17 protein-coding genes are annotated in these 21,395 nt (G+C 39.1%); 6 read left to right on the top strand and 11 right to left on the bottom strand.

The annotated features are described in order from the left end of the window. Positions 1-343 precede the first annotated feature (343 nt). On the top strand, positions 344-1,366 hold the full coding sequence (locus V7L31_RS15890) for an NADP-dependent oxidoreductase (RefSeq protein WP_334697117.1): 1,023 nt from the start codon (positions 344-346) through the stop codon (positions 1,364-1,366). Between the two features lie 157 nt (positions 1,367-1,523). Further along, positions 1,524-2,927, top strand: coding sequence for a collagen-like protein (locus V7L31_RS15885; RefSeq protein WP_334697116.1), 1,404 nt, complete (start codon positions 1,524-1,526; stop codon positions 2,925-2,927). A 3-nt stretch (positions 2,928-2,930) separates the two neighbouring features. On the opposite strand, the gene V7L31_RS15880 is transcribed toward V7L31_RS15885, so the two are convergent. Continuing rightward, complete coding sequence (locus tag V7L31_RS15880; RefSeq protein WP_334697115.1) at positions 2,931-3,491, bottom strand: nitrate transporter; 561 nt, start codon at positions 3,489-3,491, stop codon at positions 2,931-2,933. A gap of 753 nt (positions 3,492-4,244) precedes the next feature. Beyond that, on the bottom strand, positions 4,245-5,567 hold the full coding sequence (locus V7L31_RS15875; RefSeq protein ID WP_334697114.1) for a hypothetical protein: 1,323 nt from the start codon (positions 5,565-5,567) through the stop codon (positions 4,245-4,247). Between the two features lie 652 nt (positions 5,568-6,219). Between V7L31_RS15875 and V7L31_RS15870 the strand changes: the two genes are divergently transcribed. Further along, on the top strand, positions 6,220-7,512 hold the full coding sequence (locus V7L31_RS15870; protein ID WP_334697113.1) for an ATP-binding protein: 1,293 nt from the start codon (positions 6,220-6,222) through the stop codon (positions 7,510-7,512). After that, the gene (locus V7L31_RS15865; protein ID WP_334697112.1) at positions 7,502-9,286 is read left to right on the top strand and encodes a tetratricopeptide repeat protein; all 1,785 of its coding nucleotides are present in this window, start codon (positions 7,502-7,504) and stop codon (positions 9,284-9,286) included. The genes V7L31_RS15870 and V7L31_RS15865 overlap by 11 nt, the downstream gene beginning before the upstream one ends. Before the next feature lie 135 nt (positions 9,287-9,421). Here the strand turns inward: V7L31_RS15865 and V7L31_RS15860 are convergent, their stop codons facing one another. From V7L31_RS15860 to V7L31_RS15840, 5 genes are all read right to left on the bottom strand, one after another. After that, positions 9,422-11,029, bottom strand: a complete 1,608-nt coding sequence (locus V7L31_RS15860) for a peptidoglycan-binding protein (RefSeq protein ID WP_334697111.1) — start codon at positions 11,027-11,029, stop codon at positions 9,422-9,424. A 212-nt stretch (positions 11,030-11,241) separates the two neighbouring features. Further along, entirely contained in the window at positions 11,242-11,643 is a 402-nt protein-coding gene (locus V7L31_RS15855) for a hypothetical protein (RefSeq protein ID WP_334697110.1), read from the bottom strand. A 112-nt stretch (positions 11,644-11,755) separates the two neighbouring features. Further along, positions 11,756-12,166 carry a hypothetical protein gene (locus tag V7L31_RS15850; RefSeq protein ID WP_334697109.1) on the bottom strand — a complete coding sequence of 137 codons (411 nt, stop codon included), beginning with the start codon at positions 12,164-12,166 and terminating at the stop codon, positions 11,756-11,758. Between the two features lie 50 nt (positions 12,167-12,216). Further along, positions 12,217-13,290, bottom strand: coding sequence for a hypothetical protein (locus tag V7L31_RS15845; protein WP_334697108.1), 1,074 nt, complete (start codon positions 13,288-13,290; stop codon positions 12,217-12,219). 138 nt (positions 13,291-13,428) lie between these two features. After that, positions 13,429-13,596 carry a hypothetical protein gene (locus tag V7L31_RS15840; RefSeq protein ID WP_334697107.1) on the bottom strand — a complete coding sequence of 56 codons (168 nt, stop codon included), beginning with the start codon at positions 13,594-13,596 and terminating at the stop codon, positions 13,429-13,431. A gap of 493 nt (positions 13,597-14,089) precedes the next feature. Between V7L31_RS15840 and V7L31_RS15835 the strand changes: the two genes are divergently transcribed. Next, positions 14,090-14,389: a methyltransferase domain-containing protein gene (locus V7L31_RS15835; protein WP_334697106.1), complete on the top strand. Its 300-nt coding sequence runs from the start codon at positions 14,090-14,092 to the stop codon at positions 14,387-14,389. A 27-nt stretch (positions 14,390-14,416) separates the two neighbouring features. Continuing rightward, positions 14,417-14,887, top strand: a complete 471-nt coding sequence (locus V7L31_RS15830; RefSeq protein WP_334697105.1) for a hypothetical protein — start codon at positions 14,417-14,419, stop codon at positions 14,885-14,887. Between the two features lie 56 nt (positions 14,888-14,943). Here the strand turns inward: V7L31_RS15830 and V7L31_RS15825 are convergent, their stop codons facing one another. The 4 genes from V7L31_RS15825 to ctaD form a co-directional block, all read right to left on the bottom strand. Further along, a complete protein-coding gene (locus V7L31_RS15825; RefSeq protein ID WP_334697104.1) occupies positions 14,944-16,023 on the bottom strand; it encodes a PstS family phosphate ABC transporter substrate-binding protein in 1,080 nt (359 codons plus the stop codon). 347 nt (positions 16,024-16,370) lie between these two features. Then, the gene (locus tag V7L31_RS15820; RefSeq protein ID WP_334697103.1) at positions 16,371-17,627 is read right to left on the bottom strand and encodes a serine/threonine-protein kinase; all 1,257 of its coding nucleotides are present in this window, start codon (positions 17,625-17,627) and stop codon (positions 16,371-16,373) included. Between the two features lie 1,201 nt (positions 17,628-18,828). Next, positions 18,829-19,455, bottom strand: a complete 627-nt coding sequence (locus V7L31_RS15815; protein ID WP_334697102.1) for a cytochrome c oxidase subunit 3 — start codon at positions 19,453-19,455, stop codon at positions 18,829-18,831. A gap of 166 nt (positions 19,456-19,621) precedes the next feature. After that, positions 19,622-21,358, bottom strand: coding sequence for a cytochrome c oxidase subunit I (gene ctaD / locus V7L31_RS15810; protein WP_334697101.1), 1,737 nt, complete (start codon positions 21,356-21,358; stop codon positions 19,622-19,624). Positions 21,359-21,395: the final 37 nt, after the last annotated feature.

Below are 21,395 nucleotides of genomic sequence, written 5' to 3'. Positions count from 1 at the left end.
GTTTAATTAATTTTGATTATTAGTAATATAATAAAATACGGATATTTAAGGGCTACTGGCAACAATTTTGGGTATTAAAGACGCGATAAATCGCCGTCTATAAAATTGTTTTATGTTTATATGAACTGTATTTTCATATAATAACCAAATTTATTTTTTAAGCTTATGTCGAAAATGGAGAAGAGAAAATCAGGGTTTTCGAGTTATGCAGAGTTTTTTTAAACATAAAATAATAATCCTAGATTCTTTGTCAGTCTCACACTAAAGGTAGAAGTATTTTCGGAATGCTTGCACACATCTGTATACTCATAAATGGTCAGATTAATTTAGAGGAAAATAACTGATGTCTGATTTAATTAACAAACAAATCATCCTTAAAAGTCGTCCATTTGGTGAACCAAAAGAGAGTGATTTTGCTCTAGTAGAAACACCAACTCCCGAACCGGGTGAAGGCGAAATTCTTAGCGGCACCATTTATCTATCTCTCGACCCTTATATGCGTGGTCGCATTAGTGCAGGCAAGTCTTATGCTGCATCAATAGAATTGGGTTCAGTTATTGTCGGTGGTACAGTCAGCCAAGTAATTAAATCAAATCATCCTCAATTTCAAGTAGGGGATTTTGTTCTTAGTGGTAATGGTTGGCAAACTTATGCTGTATCTAAAGGTGAAACACTGCGTAAACTCGATCCCACTCAAGCACCTTTATCCTATAGTTTAGGTGTACTGGGTATGCCTGGTCTGACTGCTTATGCTGCTTTACTTGATATCGGTCAACCGAAAGAAGGTGAAACTGTTGTGGTTTCAGCGGCTTCTGGTGCTGTGGGTGCGGTAGTAGGTCAAATTGCCAAAATCAAAGGTGCGCGAGTAGTGGGAATTGTTGGGAGTGACGATAAGCGGGATTATATAGTCAAAGAATTAGGTTTTGATGTTGGCATTAATCGCAAAACTCAAGAACTTGATTCAGCCCTTAAAGAAGCTGCCCCTAATGGCATTGATGTTTACTATGACAATACAGCAGGTGTAATTTTAGAAGCTGTGTTGCAGCAGATCAATCTTGGGGCCAGAATTCCATTAGTAGGTTTGATTTCGGAGTATAATGCTACATCTACTCCATCAGGGCCGAATTTAAGACCACTGCTAGTCAAACGAGCTTTGATTAAAGGTTTTTTAGTTGGCGATTACCAACATCGATTTAACGATTTCTTACATGATGTTTCTGGATGGTTGCAATCTGGTCAACTCAAGTATAGAGAAGATGTAGCTGATGGTTTAGAGAAGGCTCCTGCTGCATTTATCGGTTTACTTCGAGGTGATAATTTTGGCAAGTTGATTGTTAAGGTCAATGATGACCCAACAGCAGCTTAAAAAGATTCCCGACTTCTTCAAGAAGTCGGGGATCTGAATCTGTCAAATTATTTCCAAATGGGCGACAATTTTGGCATATCAATGAATAAAGGGGAGCAAATTGTTGGAAATCAGCGTCAGGAGTAGATAATCCAACTAAAGTTTTAGGTGTAACTAGATGCACAATGATTTTAGGAGTAAACTACCACTACTGCTGACATTCTGCTTATTTACTAGCTTGTTGCCTGCCTCTGGTTCAGTTTTGTGTCCAGCCGTTGCCTCTGACGAATACTATAAAATAGCCAGAAATTATCGCAGAGACGGACGTACAGGAACCGATGGGCGATCTGGTAGAGATGGTAGCAGCGGTGAAAACCAAAACATTTTTGTCAATGGTTCACCTGTAAATCTTGATTTGTCGGGTAAAGATGGTGAAGACGGAGAAGACGGGGAACATGGCGATCAACCTGACTGTGGTTCCCAACGCGAACGCGTCAGCCACGACATAAGCGCACCAGATGGTGGTAATGGCGGTAACGGTGGCAAAGGAGGAAATGGGGGAAATGGCGGTTCCCTGACTGTGTATTACAGCAATTTGGCAGATTTACGAAATATTTCCATTAGGGCAACTGGTGGAAAAGGCGGGCGCGGCGGTAGAGGTGGTAATGGTACGCAGGGTTGTAACTGTCACAGACACAGATGGGAAGTGAAAACCTGTCAGGGAACTCCTGGTAGTCCTGATTATAAGTGTACTGAGAAGGTTTATCGATGTAGTGACGGTAGCGATGGACGAGATGGCAGTGATGGTAGCGATGGTAGCCAAGGACGCTTAGGAACTTTGAGTATTGTCAATAGCAAGCAAGCTTTGGCCGCTGATAATCCAACCGTGCAGCTAGCAATTTCGCAACTGATAAACAAACAGTTTAACCTCTCAAAGAACAAGTGGAATCAACGCATAGGGGCAGCTTCTCTACTTGCGCCTGGTGCTGCGATCGCTGATAATTACCTTGAGTTTGAACAACGTCTAGAAGAGGCTTTTCAACTAGTTTGGCAAGAAAGACAACCCATCACCAGCTTTGATAATCAAGCTGTAACACTAAATTTAACTGATAACAAACAAGTAGAAGTTACTTTTCCAGAGGAATTATGGGTTGAAGGTAGTACCAAAAGTGAGGCTAACTTAACAACATTTACCGTTAACCATGCCATTGCCAAAAAAGATGTCACCCGGTTAGCGGTGTCAGAGTTTGCCGATGCCGGACAAAACCTTAACTTAAAAATAGTTGATTTGGCAGCAAAGTCTGACACCATTAATACTCAGTTTCGCGTGAAATTCCGCGCCCAGGATAGCTTACACGGTTTTTCTGGCTACAAAACTGAATACGAGGGGGATATTCCTAACGAACTTGTTACTCGTGACTACAATCGTTTTACTCTAGCTTTGGGCAAGCTGAAAATTTCTGACGAAGCTTTACGCCCTGGTGTCAATATTGATATTGAAGTTATAGCAACTCGTTCATTGGGAATACGTTCTGCCAAGCAAACTATTAGCTGGCAAGGTGCAATCCACAAGCCTAGATAAAGTTTAAGAAGATTTTTTCCCATCTGAAACCATTTGCGAGAGAATATAAGCTGCGAAATCTAGTAACTGATCCAGTAAAAAACCAATAATCCCGATGTAGATGATCGTCTGGATTATATAATCAGCATTGCCAGCTTTGTAAGCCTCCCAAAGAGTAAAGCCCAGTCCTTTTGGGCCTGTTAACATTTCTGTGGCAATAACTATAAACCAGGCTACCCAAATGCTAACTTTCAAGGCATGAAATATATGAAAAATAGCTACTCTAAAGTTATTATTCTGTCTCTGAAAATGCCGCATACCTATTGCTGTATTAATGATCATCGTCCAGAGAGTTCCTATAAAAACTACTATAATAGCAGCCGTGTCGCTCTCTTGAAATGCTATTAGGGCAATAGGTAGCAAAGCTATAGGAGGAATACTATGCGGTATCTGAAATATCAGCCTAAATAGCTGATAAATCACGCTATTCATACCGATGAAATATCCAACAAAACTACCCAATACAACGGCGGGAATGTAACCAACAAATAACCGTTGTAGGCTAGCTAAAATGTCTAAAAACATATTATTTTCTCTGCCTCAGTTCTCATAGAAAACATTTGGGAAATACTGCGGCATCAGCACAAAACCGTAAATGAAAAAGGTATTGAATTACACCTTATTTTTGATTGCTACAAGATTTTTTATCGTAAGTTAAAGGGTTTAAGAACCTGTAATCTATATGTAGCAGCCATTTCAGTCGGGGTTTGTCTTGAGAAATCGCTCCACTTGGGCATTGCCCAAGACCGCGTTTCTCGCTAAATCCTCGTCTGAAATGTCTTTAATTTTGAATTGTTAAATCTTCTCCTTATTAATGGCTAATTAAAAAACTAGGTATGATTGCGATTTGAGAGGAATAGTACAAAGAAGAAGTAAAATTTGTCTTGACTAAACTTTATCAGAAAAGCAAATCCTGATTAGTAAATTCAATACAATTTCCATAATTTACTTGCTTGATGATTACACTAAGTATGAATATCTACAGCTTTTAATACTAAATAAATAGCAAAGTTTGTTATTAGCAATACAGAATATAGCGCAATCCAGTTCAGTTAAGAAAAATTGTAGATTGGGTGAAGTAAAGGGCAACCCAACAAAGCCCTGAAAATATTGGGTTGCCCTGCGGTAAGCCCCTTTGGGTGTAAGTTCCTCAATCCAACCTACACAACTGAAAGTTTTTGACACTAACTTAACCGTATCAACCTTAAAGTGAAATGGTATTAGGAGGGATTAATAAGTGCCTAAAATTACAACTAGTCACTTTTCAACCTCTAAGATTTAGTTAGGAGGAATTGATGGATCGCTTTCTGGTGGATTGTCTTGTTTTGTTAAAATGGGTGGTTCAGATAAGTTATTTTCTTTCGATAAAGATTCAGGATTTTGTGTCATACCATGCTGCTCTTGCCCTCTGAGTCCAAGATATGTTGCAGCACTGATTCCTTGTAGTGTCAGCAGTGTATCATCAAATTGCGGCATTGCTAGATTTTTAATTACTTCCAAAACAAAGAATAGTCCGATCGCAACTGTCCAAATAAATGTTTGGAACCGATGAAAGTTGATTCCATTAATATCCGATAATATATCAGTGAAAAAACCTTCAGAAATGCCTTGACTACCTTTTCTATTTTCTTCATTACCCTGCCCATCAATTAAGGAAGTACCAAATGCAGTTACAGAGTTAATTCCTAATAAAATTAGTGATTGCCGAGTCAAAATATTAGCATAATCTCCTGTTATGCCGTAGATAATCAGGTAAGAACCAAAAATTAGAAACGTCCAGAAAGCAAGTTGAGATATCGAGAGACTGAAGGGGTTTTTGTACAACTTTTTTCTACCAAGAAAAAATTGAGCAATTCGGCTTTTCCGAGTTTGTTTTTGAACTTCAAGCTTTTGTGGGATTAACAGTTCCCCACTAGCGATTACTTCTTTTTTAGAGTAAACGCCTTCTATTCCAGGGCTACGAAGGGCATTTCGGCAATATCTAATGAATATTAATGCAATAGCCAGAAGTAGAAGCAGACACAGCCAAAATCGCCATGATAACAGAACTATTTTTAATTTAGGAGGTGATAGAGGATTACTCACCGGAATTGCCAGTTTCTTGGGACAGCCTACTCCCGCGATCGCATTAATACTATATCTGCTTCCTTGACCAAGAAGCGTATTCCATGCAGCTTGAGACGAGTTGGTACGTTTCAGTAGAAAGGCTAACCAATTATCATCAACAATTTTGCTTTGATCTTTACCCGGAATCATGACGGTGACTGGTTCTCCGTGGACATCCTCTAATTCATAGCCATCTAGATACAACACTAATTGGCGAGGATCAAATGGATTTTTAGCCGTTGCATTTCTGGTCGCTGCTGCTAATCCTTCAACTCTTATTCTGATGCGATCGCCCATTGTAACTTGGGTGCGATCGTTGTCAGCAATTACTTGTTGAGTTTTAAGATTAGGAGGTACTGAACAGACTTGAGGCGATGCCAAATTCACAGCAGGGACATCTGAACTATCTTGAGCAATTACTGCAAAGTTGATAGAAACAATCAACAGAAAAACCAACAGAAAAATAGCAGTAAATTTTTTAGCGTTTTTATACATCGCTCGGTATTCCACCAACAGTGATTACTATGTCGGTAGTGTAACCATACTTGAGTGATTCTGTATATTAAAAAACTTGTCATGCGCTGTGCAACTTATCTTTATAATCCAATACGCTTCGGTTAAGGGTTACTGGTGTAGATAATTGGTATTTCAAGACCCGATAAATCGCGTCTCTACATCAGGGTTTTGTTGCTCTATCTGAACTTTATTGCCCCCTACACCTGGCGATATAACGTTGTACTCCATCTGAATGGGAAACGTCATAGCACATCGTAGAAATTACTGAACTTTACTATCTTAAGAATAGCAAGAGGATACAGAAGCAAAGGAAGCTAAAAATTTTATCTTATAAATGAAAATTTTATTTTCTTAATTTGTTAGGTAACTTTAACTATTTCAAATGTATAATCTATTATTTATTTAGATTTGTCGAATGTATAATCTATTGTTAGCTCTTATTTAGATTCACCTCTATTACTTGCTTCTCGGTTGAGATTGTAAAAGATAAAGTATCCTCTTTGGAAACATACGACAGTATCACCTAGTACTCATTTATTGACAAAGTTAGTAAAGCTGTAATTGCCTGAATTTCTACTTTAAAAATCATGAGCCATTATATGGATAGTTAGCACGTTCCCGGCACTCTCCAATGTCTCAAGACTTATTAAACTCATTTCAAGAAGCATACAGCAATCTCGAACTATTTCCGTTGATGGAACGGAACGAAATGGAAAGATTTAGAGTCGAATATGGTGATGATTTAATTGCAGACCTGAACCAATTAGTGGAAGATAGTCCTAATGGAGATGGCAAAATTGTCTTTACAGGACATCGGGGATGTGGTAAGTCTACTTTGTTAGCTGAGTTTAGCAGACAAATTCAAGATAAATATTTTGTAGTTCTGTTTTCGATTGCTGACAAAATTGAAATGTCGGCTGTTAATCATATTAATATACTGTTTGCGATCGCAGTTAATTTAATGACAGAGGCAGAAGCCCGTAAAGTTGATATTCCGCAATCTACGAAAGAAGCTCTTTATAAATGGTTTGCTACCCGTACTCGCACTGAAGAGTTAAATTTACAAGCAGAAGCTAGTATAGGTTTTGACCTTTTAAAATTGATTAGCTCTAAATTAAAAGCTGATGCAAGCGTCCGGGATGAAATTAAGCAAGAATTTGAACGCAAGTTATCAGATTTAGTTGCCAGAATAAACGAAATCGCGGCTCTAATTCAAGCTGCAACTAAACAAAATGTTTTAGTAATTATTGATGATTTAGATAAACTTGATTTAGGTAGAGTTAACGAAATTTATCGGGATAACATTAAAGCTCTTTGTCAACCTAACTTTCAAATTATTTACACCATCCCCATCGCAGTTCTTCGAGAAACATTTATTAGCACAATAATTACTACTGAAACCAACGATCAAGTAGTAGCAATGCCTGTATTAAAAATATTTGATAAAGGTAAAAATCGCTTCCCTAATGCCCAACCTCGCCCGGAAGCAACAAAGATTCTCGGTGAAGTTTTACAAAAGCGCATTCCCAGTGAATTAATCGCAGCAGAAACGGCTGAAAAAATTGTGATTTACAGTGGTGGCGTATTGCGAGAGTTAATTCGGATTTCTAAGGAATGTTGCCGCATTTGTTTGCGAACTATTCGGCGAAATCCCTCAGCAAAAGTTATTATTGATGATAAAATTCTCCTGCAAGCAATCAATAAAATTCGCAATGATTTTTCTATCCGTTTAGGAAAGGTTGATATCGATATTTTACAGAGTGTTTATGAACAATTTATGCCCAATGACCCGAAACAAGCAGAGTTTTTGGATTTGCTACACGGGCTATATGTTCTAGAATATCGCACTGATGAAACTTGGTATGATGTTCATCCAATTATTATCGAAAGCTTGAGAAGACAGGGAGCTATTAATGTTAAATGAGGAATTATTAGATGATGAGGGAGAAAATCAAGATGCGTATGATGATTTAATTGTTTCTATTGAAGCTCAAAAGCGGGGTTTAAATTTACTGATTGCGGTTTGTGATGATGCTAGCTTTCGTGATGAGATTATTGCTCACTATGAAGCTGAACTACAACCCACCTTCGGTCTATATCGAGTGACTTTAGCACGTCAGGAACCGAGCCTAAAAGCTGCTCTTAACCAACTGGTACAACAAGAAGAATATCTCCGTCAGCAGAACCCGGCGGTAATCACGGTGACGGGTGCTGAACAACTTTATTTTCTCAGGTTGGGAAAAGAGCAATCAGAACAGGAGAAATTTTTTGGTTACTTACAGTGGACAAGAGAAGGATTGCGCGAATTTCCGTTTGCGATCGTGCTTTGGGTAACTAATCAAATTTTAGTTAACTTGATTAAAAAAGCTCCTGATTTTTGGAGTTGGCGTAATGGTGTATTTCGGTTTGAATCTAAAAAGACAAATGCTATTCCTGGTAAAGAATTAGAAAATATCCGCTTTGTTTTTAGAGACACAGAATTAGCCAGTACAGATACTAATGAAAGTAATCACTTTTTCTTACCCATCCAAGATTTACAAAGGCTAATTGAGAAAGTAGAACAAGAGCAAGGAACGAAAGATCCTATCTTGGCTACTTTATATTCAAGATTGGGTGATATTTACCGCAGCAGATTAGAGCGGGGTGAATCTCAAAATTATCAAGAAGAACAAGAATTAGCAATTAAATATTGGCGTCAGGCGAGTGAGTTACAAAATGAATTAGGTTTGCAGATAGACTTAGCTACTAGCCTCAACAATTTAGCAGGAATATATCGTGCAATCGGAAACTACAGCGAAGCCGAACCCTTATATAAACAAGCTTTAGAATTGAGGAAACGCCTGCTAGGAGACAATCATCCTTCTTTTGCCACTAGCCTGAATAATTTGGCAGGACTCTACAAATCTACTGGACAATATAATAAAGCGGAACTTTTATATCAACAAGCTTTAGAACTTAGGAAACGCCTGTTAGGAGAAAATCATGCTGATGTTGTCGCTAGTCTGAACAATTTGGCATTACTATATGATGAACAAGGACGTTATGACGAAGCAGAACCTCTATATCTGCAATCATTAGAACTCGAAAAACGTCTGCTGGGCGAAAATCATCCTTCTTTTGCTCTAATCTTGAATAATTTAGCGCTACTTTATTATCATCAAGGACGTTACAGCGAAGCTGAACCGTTATCACAACAAGCAATAGAACTAGATAAGCGATTTTTGGGAGAAGAGAATCCTGATGTTGCAACAGATTTGCACAATTTAGGTTTAATATACCGCGCTCAAAGACGCTACGAGCAAGCTGAATCAGTGTTTTTGCAATCATTGGAACTCAAGCAGCGTTTATTACAAAAAGCGCACCCCCTTTTAGCAGATACTATCTATGCTTTGGGTTATATGTATAGAGAACAAGGGCGCTACAATGAGGCAGAACTCTTATGTATAAAAGCCTTAGAGCTTGATAAACACCTATTGGGAGAAAATCATCCCAATGTTGCCGAAAGTCTCAACAATTTAGCAGAAATCTATCGTGCCACAGAACGTTACAGCGAAGCTAAACCCCTTTATTTGCAAGCTTTAGATATTTGTGAGCGAGTCTGGGGTGTAAATCATCTCCGTAGTGTCACTGTTCGCCAAAATTTAGAAAAACTTGCCGCAGCAATGGAGAGTAATGGAGAGTGCGATCGCATAAAATAATCGTGTTGTAGAAAGTGCGATCGCATTAATTCATCAAGTTACACAGAATACAATCGCATAAAATCAGCGTAGATTGGCAAGTGCGATGCCTACGGCGGTAAACTACGCAACTTCTTATTTAATCTACTTTATCAGTTAACGGATTCTGATAATTCCTGATACAGCAGATAAATTGCGAGTGAAATTACCACTGGTATTTCCTCTATTACCTTCAGAAGTCTTAATGACAGAACTTCCTTGAGAATGCGCTCTGATAATCCCAATATGATTAAAATCTCCTGGAAAATCACGCTCAGGCCAGTCAAAGGTAACAATATCACCACGCATCGGAATAACAGAACCTTTGGGATGCCAATAACTGTTTTGTTTTGCCCAAAATTGCCAAGATGCAACTAGAGCCATTGTAGCCCAAAATCCTTTAGGTTTATCTGGTATGTCAATTCCAACTTTACGACAAGAATAAGCTACAAAAGCTGCACACCAATTGTAACCAATCGGATCTGTTCCTATATGACCAAGAGCTTGCATTGGTTGACGGAAAGGACTAAGATATTTTTCCGCTTCACTATTTACATCCACCCAACTGAGTTCTTTAGCTGCTTCAATTTCTGCAAAAGTAGCTAATCGTAAATTAACTGGATCGGATGGATCGGTAGAAAAGTTTGGATCGTATTGACCTCCAAGTTTACCCCACGTCATCGGGCCAACTTCTCCATCAACCATTAAACCTGCTTTTAATTGAAAAGCTTTAACTGCTTCTTCGGTATTATTTTCAAATTCTCCATCTACATCTCCTGCATCAAATCCTAAACTACTGAGTGCTTGTTGCAGAGCTTTAACATCATCTCCTTTAGTACCCCAACGCAGAATGCGAGTTAATTTTGGCAAACTAGGGCTAGGAGTAATGGTAATATCTGGTGCAGTACCAAGAGGAACCGATTTAGAAGATGGAGCAACTAAAAAAGTTTTCGCAGTCGGATATTTACCTAACATATCCACGAATTCATCAGTTAGTTTTGTTTTTAACTCTATAACCTCAATGATTTTTGAACCTGCGTTAGCTGCAATAACTGGGTAAGATATACCAGCTTCTTCTTTACGATAAAGTTCAAACCAAGTTACTTTTTCTTTTGGTGTTTTTATATCAATATTATCCCCAATTCCATCCTGTGGCGATAAAGAAATTCGTTGTTTTTCTTGCATTCTTTTCAGGAGTACCATCGCCCCACATTGCTGGCTAACTAAATCACGATCAAATACATTATCGAAGCGATATTTACCTTTAATATAATGATTAGAAAAACTCCATAAATAAGGAGATTTGACTGCTTGATGGAATAACCGATAACCCCAACCATTAAAATCTTCAAGTTTGTAACAAATTCCCGGAATACTCCAATCTGTCCAATTATTCAAGCCATCAAATATCAAAGCATCTTGTGCTGATTCTTCCCATGTAAAGGGCGCATCTCCTGGGGGACGGTTTTGAGGAACATGAATCGTCTTAGCACTTAAGGGATCACCATTATGTAAATGGGTATTGAAATTTCCACTAGCTTCCAGTTGATGAATCACTGCAATAATAAACCAAGGAACATCAGTCACTCTTTCTACTTTTTTATAGCGAGCGCGATTGTCCATAATTCGGTTAATAATAGTATCAACTTGGCTGATATTTGATGTAATTTGACAATCGTTGTAGAGTTGTTGATATTCTTCTTTAAGGACTGCATCTAGTTGCATTTTGTTTGCTCCTAATGAATAATGACTAAGCGATCGCTAACTAAGTTTTATCAACTTATTGGCTGTATACTGATGTTTGATATCAGGATTAGATTTTGGAAATTTCAAATTTAATGCTAGGTAGCATTATTTATTAGATATCTGAATCAAACTAAATAATCAGCTTAATCCAGATATTTTCTAGATTGGCTAGTTGATGCTCAAGAATCCTACTACAGAATTGCTTCGAGGTTGAGAAGTAGATTTGGAATTCCAGCAATACCTGAGCTTGCAGCACTCAAAATGCTACCAAAAAAGTTAATAACTCTGGTGAAAAAATTGATAGAATTATTGTAATCTTGAATCTGAGCAATAACTTGTTTTAGATTACCTGTAACTATATCAATTTGATCTTTGTGTACTGACATGTCTTTAAAAATATTACCGGATATTTTAATTGTTAAATCTTTGGCTTCTCTGCGAAGTGGCTCCTCAATTTTCTGGCGGATTGCAATATATTGAACTTTATCTATCTTGCCTTCTACAAACAGTTCATTACGTCTTTTTAGAGAAAATTCAACAATCTGATTGATTAATTTTCGGCAGAGTTCAAAGTCAGTTACATCTTGTGACATCTTTTATTCCTTTGTAATAAATGGATAACATCAAACAACTAAAATGTCCTGTTGATTTAATTTCAGAATAGAGTTTCGTGGTATTACCTAAATTGAACTCTAAATTCACTACTTAATAGTGATTGCAGATAGATTCGACCCCATCAAGTATTTTGGACATTTCAGGATATGTATCTTCGGAATTTATAATTTTGTCAAAAAAATTCACTAATTTCCTAAGAATTGTAATTAAACTCTGAAAATTTTCAGAGTTTTCAATAGTATCTTGAATTTTGGAGCATATTAATTCAATTTCTTGCTTGTAGCCTATTACTGGATTCAATAGTTTCTGGTGAACAACAATTGCTATATCGTCAGCAATTTTGCATAATGGTATTTCAATCTCATCAAATATTTTCTCAAAATCATCGACTGTAATCTTTTGGTTTAGCAAAAGATTACTGCTTATTTCTTGTTCTAAATTAATAGTTTCAATGATTAATTTGTGGGCAATTATTAAATTGTTAAAGTCTCGATTTTCCATTATTTTATTTAACTCTTGAATTTACTTTTATCAATGGCGCTTAGGTTTTATTACTGAAGCTTTTGAAGCAATGGTTGTATAACTTTCATGTGTTTGGCGATAGTTGCTTGAACTCTTTGCATTGTTTCAACTTTAATTTCCTGAGATTCTTTTTTATCTACAGTTTTGGTTTCAGATGGCTTAAACAAGTCTTGACAGTAGTTATCAAATTTTTCATCTGTTAAGGGAATATCACCATCTTTGGCAAATTCTTTTTTGAGAGATGCGTGTAATGATGCTAAATTCCTTAAAATTTCAGTATATATTTGAGCTTTTTGCTTGCGATCGCGTACCAAGTCCATCGCATTGTTATACTTTTCCTCTACAGTCATAAACTCTAGAGGGTTTTTCCTCAGATCATCTCCAAGTAGAGCAATGGATTCGCTAAAGTAAGTACGAATACTGATTTCTTCTTCAACCAGCAACCCATCGACGTAAACTTTGTTAGCGATCGCAATTAATCCACCCGGTTCAGGTTGTCCCTCGACTGCACCTTTACCCTTGATATAAGCCTGAATATCGCTATCGGTGCATAAAACCGCTTTCTTCAAATTGTTGCGGCGCATTTCCTTTGTAAAAAAGTTAGTGAGAAATTTAGCGATCGCAACTCCAGCCTGTACCTCTTCTTGTTTAAACACAGCTTGCGGTGCTGCTATACGAGAAGACGAGAACTTAAGATTAGCCAGCGAATCGCCAAGATTTTTGTAACTTTCATCGAAGGAAATAGGTTCGCCTTTCTCGCTTTCTCCTCTAGCAATAAGAACAAGGACATTCATATAATTAATCAAAACCTTATTCGCATTTCCCATTACTGAAGATATTTGCGGATAATTCTCATCACAGAACTTTTCTTCTGGTTCTCGCTCAGAGAACATAGTAGGAGAAGCTGGCGTTCCAAAGAATTTAGTTGCTCTAATACATGAACCATACATATCTCTTGAGATATCAACAGCAGCAGCATTCAAGTTTTCCGATGCCTGATCAACTTCTTCCAATGACGGTATATCACGTCCGCAACTAGATATTAAAAGTCCAAAGGTTATCAATATTACACTTTGTTTTAATTTAGAAGATTTTTGTTTCAATTAATAAGTTCCTCCTGATCATAAATAATCAATATTTTCTAAATCGTAGATAATGCCTGAACGCCTCGCTGTACTCCAGTCAGAAGTAGCTTTATAAGAAGAATTCTGACTCCTGAGTTTTGAATTCTTCTTATAAAGTTAACTAGTAGTTTTATTTTCCTTTTTCCTTGCTTCAATCTCTTTTCTACCTTCCGCAGCAATAGCCTCTAAAGTTTCACACATTGTTTCTAGGTCATTTACCTCACCATCGCCTAAATCAAAAGCAATTAGCAATAGCTCTGTCCGAAGTCTACGGGAAATTTTCATTTTGATAATCCTTACAAAAATGAGTATTTTGAGTTGTGGAGTAGTCAAATCCACAACAAATTTTATTTATCCTTTGGAGATGAAATAACTAACAGGGCGAGGGTCAAATACATCAGTTGTGATTATGTTGTAAATCTTAGATAATGATTAATTTGCTTGCGATCGCTTTACTGCACCCGTTTAATTATTGTTCAAACTTCTTCCTAGAACTACTTACTTATACAAGTACTCTACTGCCTGATATAAAGTTTGACGGTGAGAAAAGGTCTGAAAAAGTCGGATCTTGTTAGTGTATTGAGCTTAGTTAGGGCTTATTGATGAATTTTCCAAAGATTGCCCATTGTCCTAGTAAGTATTTCGGAAATCGAATAAGGAAGGGGCTTTCAGTCTAAAAAACTTTTTCTACTTGTAGCAAGAAGCCAGGAAGTTTAGAAATTATCAAGTAGAAATCCTGATGCTATATAATTACAATTTGGTGTGGTACATAAACACTATGACGGATGAGAGAAGTCAGTTAAGAACTACTTTTAATCAGGTAGCGTTGCTGTACGATCGAGTACGCCCAGGATATCCAAAGGCGCTTTTTGACGATGTGGTGTCTCTATCAGGAATAACTCCACAAGGAAGGATATTAGAGATTGGTTGTGGTACTGGTCAGGCAACTATAACTTTTGCGCGTCGAGGTTATCGTATGCTTTGTATTGAGCTTGGTGAAAATCTCGGCTTAGTTGCCCAACAAAAACTGGCTACTTATCCACAAGTAGAAGTTCGTATTGGAGCTTTTGAGGATTAGCTAGTAGAAAAGAATGCTTTTAACTTAGTGATTGCGGCAACTGCTTTTCATTGGCTCGATCCCACAATTGCCTACGAAAAAACTGTGCAAGCGCTCAGTCCTGGAGGAGCGATCGCACTATTTTGGAATGAACACGTACACAGTGATGCTAGTAATGGCTTCTTTGAGCAAGTGCAGGAGTTATATCGTCGCTTAGTTCCTGAAATATTTAAGGATGACTTGCTTCTTCGTCCTGAGGATGAAGTACCTACTAAAACGTGCGAAATTGAGCAAACAGGCCTCTTTGGTGAAGTGACATATCGCTCTTATCGATGGGATGCAGAATATGAGACTGCGACATATCTCAACCTATTAAATACCTACTTTGGGCATCTAAGTTTGGATAGCATTAAAAGGGCGCATTTTTTCGATGCGATCGCTGAGTTAATTAATACTAAATTCAATGGTCACATTACCAAAGGTTACTTAACTACTTTGTACGTAGCCCAGCGATTGTAGTCTAATTACAGAGCAAAATGCCTCACGCGATCGCACTCAACAATATATCCTCAAATCTACTGGTGAACCCCGACAAAACCAGCTTGCTCAATTGCCTTTTGCCCTTGGTCAGTTAATAAAAGTTTGGTGTATGAATCCCCAATCTGCTGCTCCCGACCTTTATTCTGCTTAATAATCACAAACAAATTAGCAATTATAGGATAGCTGCCATTTTTGATCGCCTGAGTATTTAGCTGGTTGCGCTGACGTGGACACTGCTCAGGCGACACCATCGGCTCCCGATAAGGGGGAATTAACTGACCAGAAGTACTACCCAATGGCAAAGCCTTCACACTACATTGAAATACTACTGAACGGGCCGAAGCGTAATACACGCCACCAGGGTTTTTACTGAGTTGGCGCACTGCCTCTGTAGTCGAGTAGACATACTTCACATTAGAGCCAAGTGCTTGCCCCTTCAAGTTGCTGTTACTAGGGAATATTACTGTATCTGCGTCCTCTGGGCGTTGAGAAAAAGCTGTGATGGCTAGATTTGGCCCACCTACTTGATTCCAGTTGGTAATTTGCCCCAAATAAATTTGCTGCAATTGTTCAACAGTTAAACCCGATATCTTGAGTGATGGATTGACTACCACTGCTACCCCATCCATACCAACCTGACGTTGCTCAAGGGTGAATCCTCGCTCTTTTGCCATAGCTTGTTCTTCATCTGTAAGAGGGCGGGAGGACTGAGCAAAGTCTAGTTTCCCATCCAGCAACATCCGAATACCTGAGCTAGAACCAGGGCTACCATTAATAGGGTTTACATAGCGTAATTGTAGTTCGGGGCGATCGCTCTGGATCTGAGAATCTACTAATTGCCGGATAGATGCCCAAGCTGTACTACCTCCATAATTGAATGAAGCAGTGGGGACATCATCAACTGTCCCAAAAGTGGATGCATTATTAGAAACGGTTTTTAAACTTTGATTGGAGGAAGAATCAGCGCTACTGCGGGACGATAAACTCGGCTTTAGTAACCACCAAAGCAATCCGCCAATAACCATAAGTGTCAACACTTTACCAATAATCAAACCTCTGAGAAATAGTCCGATTTCGGCATTAATTAAAGCTTTTTTTTGATTTGTATTGTCCATTTTTTTATTTAATGTTGTTTATTGTATTTATCTTACAGGAATACTTAAGTATTTATCCTACAGTAATCTTTAAATATTTAGATTTAAAATAAATCTTTCATAAATAGTTAATATCTAGTTTTATCAAACAGAATTCAGGAGTCAGAATTCAGGAGTCAGAATGGGCTAAACGCCTCGCTACCGCTAACAGAATGAATTGTCTATGATTGGTGGATAGCCCAGTGTAAAGCCTTCTCTACGATAGGCTGTGCCAACGCTTAGAGCGAGTATTTTCGAGTCGCGTCTTGATTCTGACTTCTGAATTCTTCTTCAAGATTGCTACTAGATGATTAACTCTTTCTCACGTGCTAAATTTGCTCTTTTGTAATCTTTGCAATGGTGCAATTGTTTTGGCAAACTCCTCTGTTAGCTGCTGATTTGTCTACTAGAATATTCGTATTATTTAACGGTAACTCAACAAATTTTTCTAGAAATTTCTTTAGTTGAGTAGGTTGATTCGGAAGCGATGTCCCAGTATGAATAAATGTATAGATTAAAATTAATACTATTAAACTAGTAGTAGCACCAAGACCTATACCTAGCAGCAAAATAAAGTTTCTATAAGTTAGCAAATAGCTATCATCACCGTTTTGGTTGATGCCAGCAGATTGTAAGAAGGATTGTGATGATGGCAAAACAGAATTAAGCGCTTGCAAAGCTTCTGTTGCAGACTGATAACGCTGGTTGTAGCGATCGCAAATCATTGTATCTAAAATATTTGCTACAGCCTCACTTACCTGTGCTTTATCGCGCCAGATAACTTCTCCTGTATTGGGATCTTCTGGTAATTGCTCAGGTATCAAACCTGTTAAAGCTTGAATGGCAATCATCCCTACTGCATAGATATCGCTGCAAAGTTTTGGCTTTCCCTTAGCCTGTTCGCTTGGCATATAGCCAGGAGTTCCAACAGCAATTGTTAAGCCTGTTCCCAAAGCACCAATTTTCTTAATACTCCCAAAGTCAATTAGCACTATCTTCTGATCGGAGTGCCGCCGCATTAAGTTTTGAGGCTTAATATCTCGGTGAATAATATTATGTTCGTGGACGAAGGCCAGCACTTCCAGGATGTCTTTTAATAAACTTAAGACTGCATTTTCGTTAAGACGCTGACCTGGTATAATTTCTTGAGTCAATGCATGACCATCAATAAATTCCTGGACTAAATAAAAATCTCCATCTTCATCAAAATGGGCAAACAGTCTCGGAATTTGATCGTGGTTGTTGCCTAGTTGGTATAAAACTTCTGCTTCGCGAGCAAATAGCTTTTTAGCAATGGGTAGAACAGCAGGATTAGAATCTTTTGGGTGGAAATGTTTGACGACACAATGGGGTTGTCCTGGTAAATCCAAGTCAACAGCTAAGTAGGTATCACCAGATCCTCCACTTCCTAAGTGTTTGACAATCTCAAACCGATTCCGAAGTGTTTTTTTAGCAATAGAGTATCTATATCTATTACGTATAGCACCTCCTAACAAGTAAGTACTACCAGATTCTCCGCTTCCCATCAGTTTGACAGTCTCAAAGCGACTTCGGAGTGTTTTTCTGACTAAAGGGTTCTGGCTCATGTGGCGTATACTAATTTTTAATTTACTGACCATTCAGAGCTTGGGTGAGGTTATGAATACCTGCGGCTAGATTTACTAGTATTTAAGGCATTCATCTGATTAGACGACCGATACTTTGGATCTATTTGATGGTTAGCCGCTTGATTGGTTCATTCAACACCTTTATAGGTATCTTAATATGAAATTTATTTTTGGAATAGTCTGTAATTTTATCACTTAAGTAAATCTAACACTAATCCACGGTGTTTAGAACTGTGGATATAAGAGAATATTCAGGAGTCATGAAGCTTATCGAACAGAATTCAGTAGTCAGGAGTCAGAATGGGCTAAACCTTAGCTATCCGCTAACAGAATGAATTTTGACCTAAAAAGCGGATAGCGCCGGCGGCAAGCGAGTCTTGATTCTGACTCCTGAATTCTGAATTCTTCTTCATTTTTTAACGGCTCAGTCTGATTACTGAACAAAACCCGAAAAAGTTGAATTTAAAGCACAAATACCCTTACAGTGTGCGCCACAATTTTGTTACCAGATTTTCATCATTACTAAAGGCGATCGCTTTGTCATATCAACCTGAGTTCGACAAAACGAAAAAATAGCAATTATTGGTCTTTGAAGACGCAATTTATAGAGCAAATTGGGTAGATATTATATGAGCAATCGAATTCAGGTTAAATTTATTTATCGATATTCCTTCTAATACGTTTCGGCTAAGAATATTTGTAGGTTGGGTGCAGCGGAGCGCAACCCAACATATTATCAGGATGTTGGCTTTGGCAAAGCCTCCAACGGGGGGAACTCGCGCAACGCAGTGCATTGGTGTCAACTTAACGCGAAACCGCTTGTCCGCCGGGAATTGAAATTCCCGTATAATAGCCAAAGTAATCTGAAGATGACTAAAATATCGCCAAAATTCTCCACCCTACTTCAGTAGACTTAAGCTAAAAGCCAAAAAAATTTATTTCCGGGCGGGCATGGAAGCCAACAGATAAGCTATTTCCAGCTTAAGTTGACACCAATGAACGCAGTGGCTCCCCAACCTACAATTTTTGCAACATTTATAGCCTGAACCCTATTGATATTCCTTCTTCCTCTCAGCACTGAGTATGGTAAAGGATAAAAATTTTTATATGAAATAAAAAAGCCCCCACTAGGGGGCTTATTATGTTGTCAGCGTGGATTGAACAACTAATTAATTAATACTCACAGTAGATACAGTAATCCGAACAAAATAATCCAAATTACGTCAACGAAGTGCCAGTAGATTTCGGCTGCTTCAATGCCGAAGTGCTTTTCATTACTGTAGTGACCCGGAACGCGCGATCGCCACAACACCGCAACAATTGCCAAAACGCCGATAGTAACGTGTAATCCGTGGAAACCAGTCAAAACGTAAAATGCACTAGCAAATAAATTGGTAGTCAAACCAAATTCTAAATGGGTATATTCATATACTTGACCCACCAAGAAAGTAGCGCCCATTGCAGCGGTAATTGCTAACCAGATTTGTGCCCCCCGCGTATCATTCTTTTTAATCGCAGTGTCGGCATTGTGCATGACAAAACTACTAGAAATTAGATTGATGGTGTTGACTCCAGGTAGCAATAGCTCTAATTCTGGGGTACCTGCTGGCGGCCATACAGATAAGGTGGCACGGAAAGCTAAGTAGGCTCCGAACAGTCCCATAAAAATCATCCCTTCAGCAATCAGAAAGACAAACAGCCCAAACAGGCGATGGTCTGGATGTTCTTCGTGATGACCGACGGACGCCTCCGCCGCGTGGTGATGATTCAGTTCCGTTTTAGCTGGGTCAATAGTTTGACTTTGCATGAATTTTTATAAGTGGGGAATGGGGATTGGGGAATAGGGATTGGGATTGGGGATGGTGGGGCCCCCTCTGGGGATAAGGGGTAATGGGGATTGGGAACTGGGTGTTGGAAAATAAATAGTATTTTGTTTGAATTTATTCCCTAGTCACCAGTCCCCAGTCCCCTATTTATTTCCGGTCTTCGGGATTAGCAGCAACCGCTGGATCGGGTTCTGCTCTTAATACTGAGTTGGGGCCACCAGATAATAATGGATTGGGATCGTATAAAGGTACACCTTCACTAGCATTTTCCAAACCGTAGTCGTAGGGGCCTGTAGCCAGTACTGGAGTTTCATCGAAATTCTCGATCGCAGGTGGTGAGGTTGTCATCCACTCTAAGGTAAGTGCCCTCCAAGGATTATTGCCAGCTTTTTCGCCGTACAACCAACTCCAAATCGCATTAATGATGAAGGGGAATGTCGAAATTGCCAGTATGTAAGAACCATAGGTGCAAATTTCGTTCAGTGTGGTGAATTTGGGGTCATATTGGGCGATACGGCGATTCATGCCCATTAAACCCAGTTTGTGCATGGGTAAAAAGGTCATGTTTAGACCGACAATAGTCAAGGCAAAGTGAACCTTACCCCAAAATTCGTTTACCATCCGTCCCGTCATTTTCGGGAACCAATGGTAAATGGCTGCAAAAATCCCTAGAACGCTACCACCAAATAGGACGTAGTGTAAGTGGGCAACCACAAAATAAGTATCGTGAACGTGAATATCAAAGGGCACTGCTGCCAACATCACGCCACTAATCCCACCAATTACAAAAGTGCCGACAAAGCCGATGGCAAATAGCATGGCACTGTTCAGCTGGATTTTCCCACCCCACATGGTTGCTAACCAGCTAAATATTTTAATCCCTGTGGGTACGGCAATGATCATGGTGGTGATCATAAAAAACATCCGCAACCAACCGGGGATACCGCTAGTAAACATGTGGTGCGCCCAAACAATTAGCCCCAAAAAGCTAATGGCTAGAGACGAATAAGCGATCGCTTTATAGCCAAAAATCGGCTTGCGAGAATGGATGGGGATAATTTCTGAAATTGCGCCAAAGAAGGGCAAAATCATGATGTAAACGGCTGGGTGGGAGTAAAACCAGAACATGTGTTGGTATACTACCGGGTCGCCCCCACCAGTTGGGTTAAAAAATGTTGTACCCGCGATTAAATCAAAGGAAAGCAGAATCAAACCTGCTGCTAAGACTGGAGTTGATACCAAAACCAGTGATGAAGTGGCGAACATCGCCCAGCAGAACAAGGGCATTTTGTGAATGTCCATGCTGGGGATACGCATCTTGATCAATGTCACCAGGAAATTTATCGACCCCAAAATTGAGGACGTACCTAGCAGCAGGACACTCATAATCCAAATGCCTTCGCCCACTTGTCCTGTCACCAAACTCAGGGGAGGGTAAGAAGTCCAACCGGCATCTGGTGCATCGCCTACCACTAAACTAGCGATTAGCAACACACCCGCAGGGGGAATCATCCAAAAGGCAACAGCATTCAGCCGAGGAAATGCCATATCTTTTGCCCCAATCATTAGGGGAATTAGATAGTTAGCAAACCCTGCCCCGGCTGGCACGATCCAAAGGAAAATCATGATCGTGGCGTGCAGCGTGAACAGACTATTGTAGACTTCCGGGGTGACAAAATCTACCTCTGGAGTTCGTAGTTCTGTACGAACCAAGTCAGCCATCACGCCGCCAATGCAGTAGAAAATAAACGAAGTGACTAGGTATTGAATCCCAATCACCTTATGGTCGGTTTGAAAGCCAAAGAAGTCTTGCCATTTTCTTACCCCTGGTTCCTCAAGAATGGCGGGGATATTGGCAGCCTCTTGCAACTGAGCTTGTGTCATAGTCCTTAGTCATTGGTCATTAGTCATTAGTCATTAG

This window comes from Nostoc sp., from assembly GCF_036916655.1.
Taxonomy (GTDB): domain Bacteria; phylum Cyanobacteriota; class Cyanobacteriia; order Cyanobacteriales; family Nostocaceae; genus Nostoc.
Note: the sequence above shows the minus strand (reverse complement) of the source record. Positions and strands in the feature narration are given on the sequence as shown.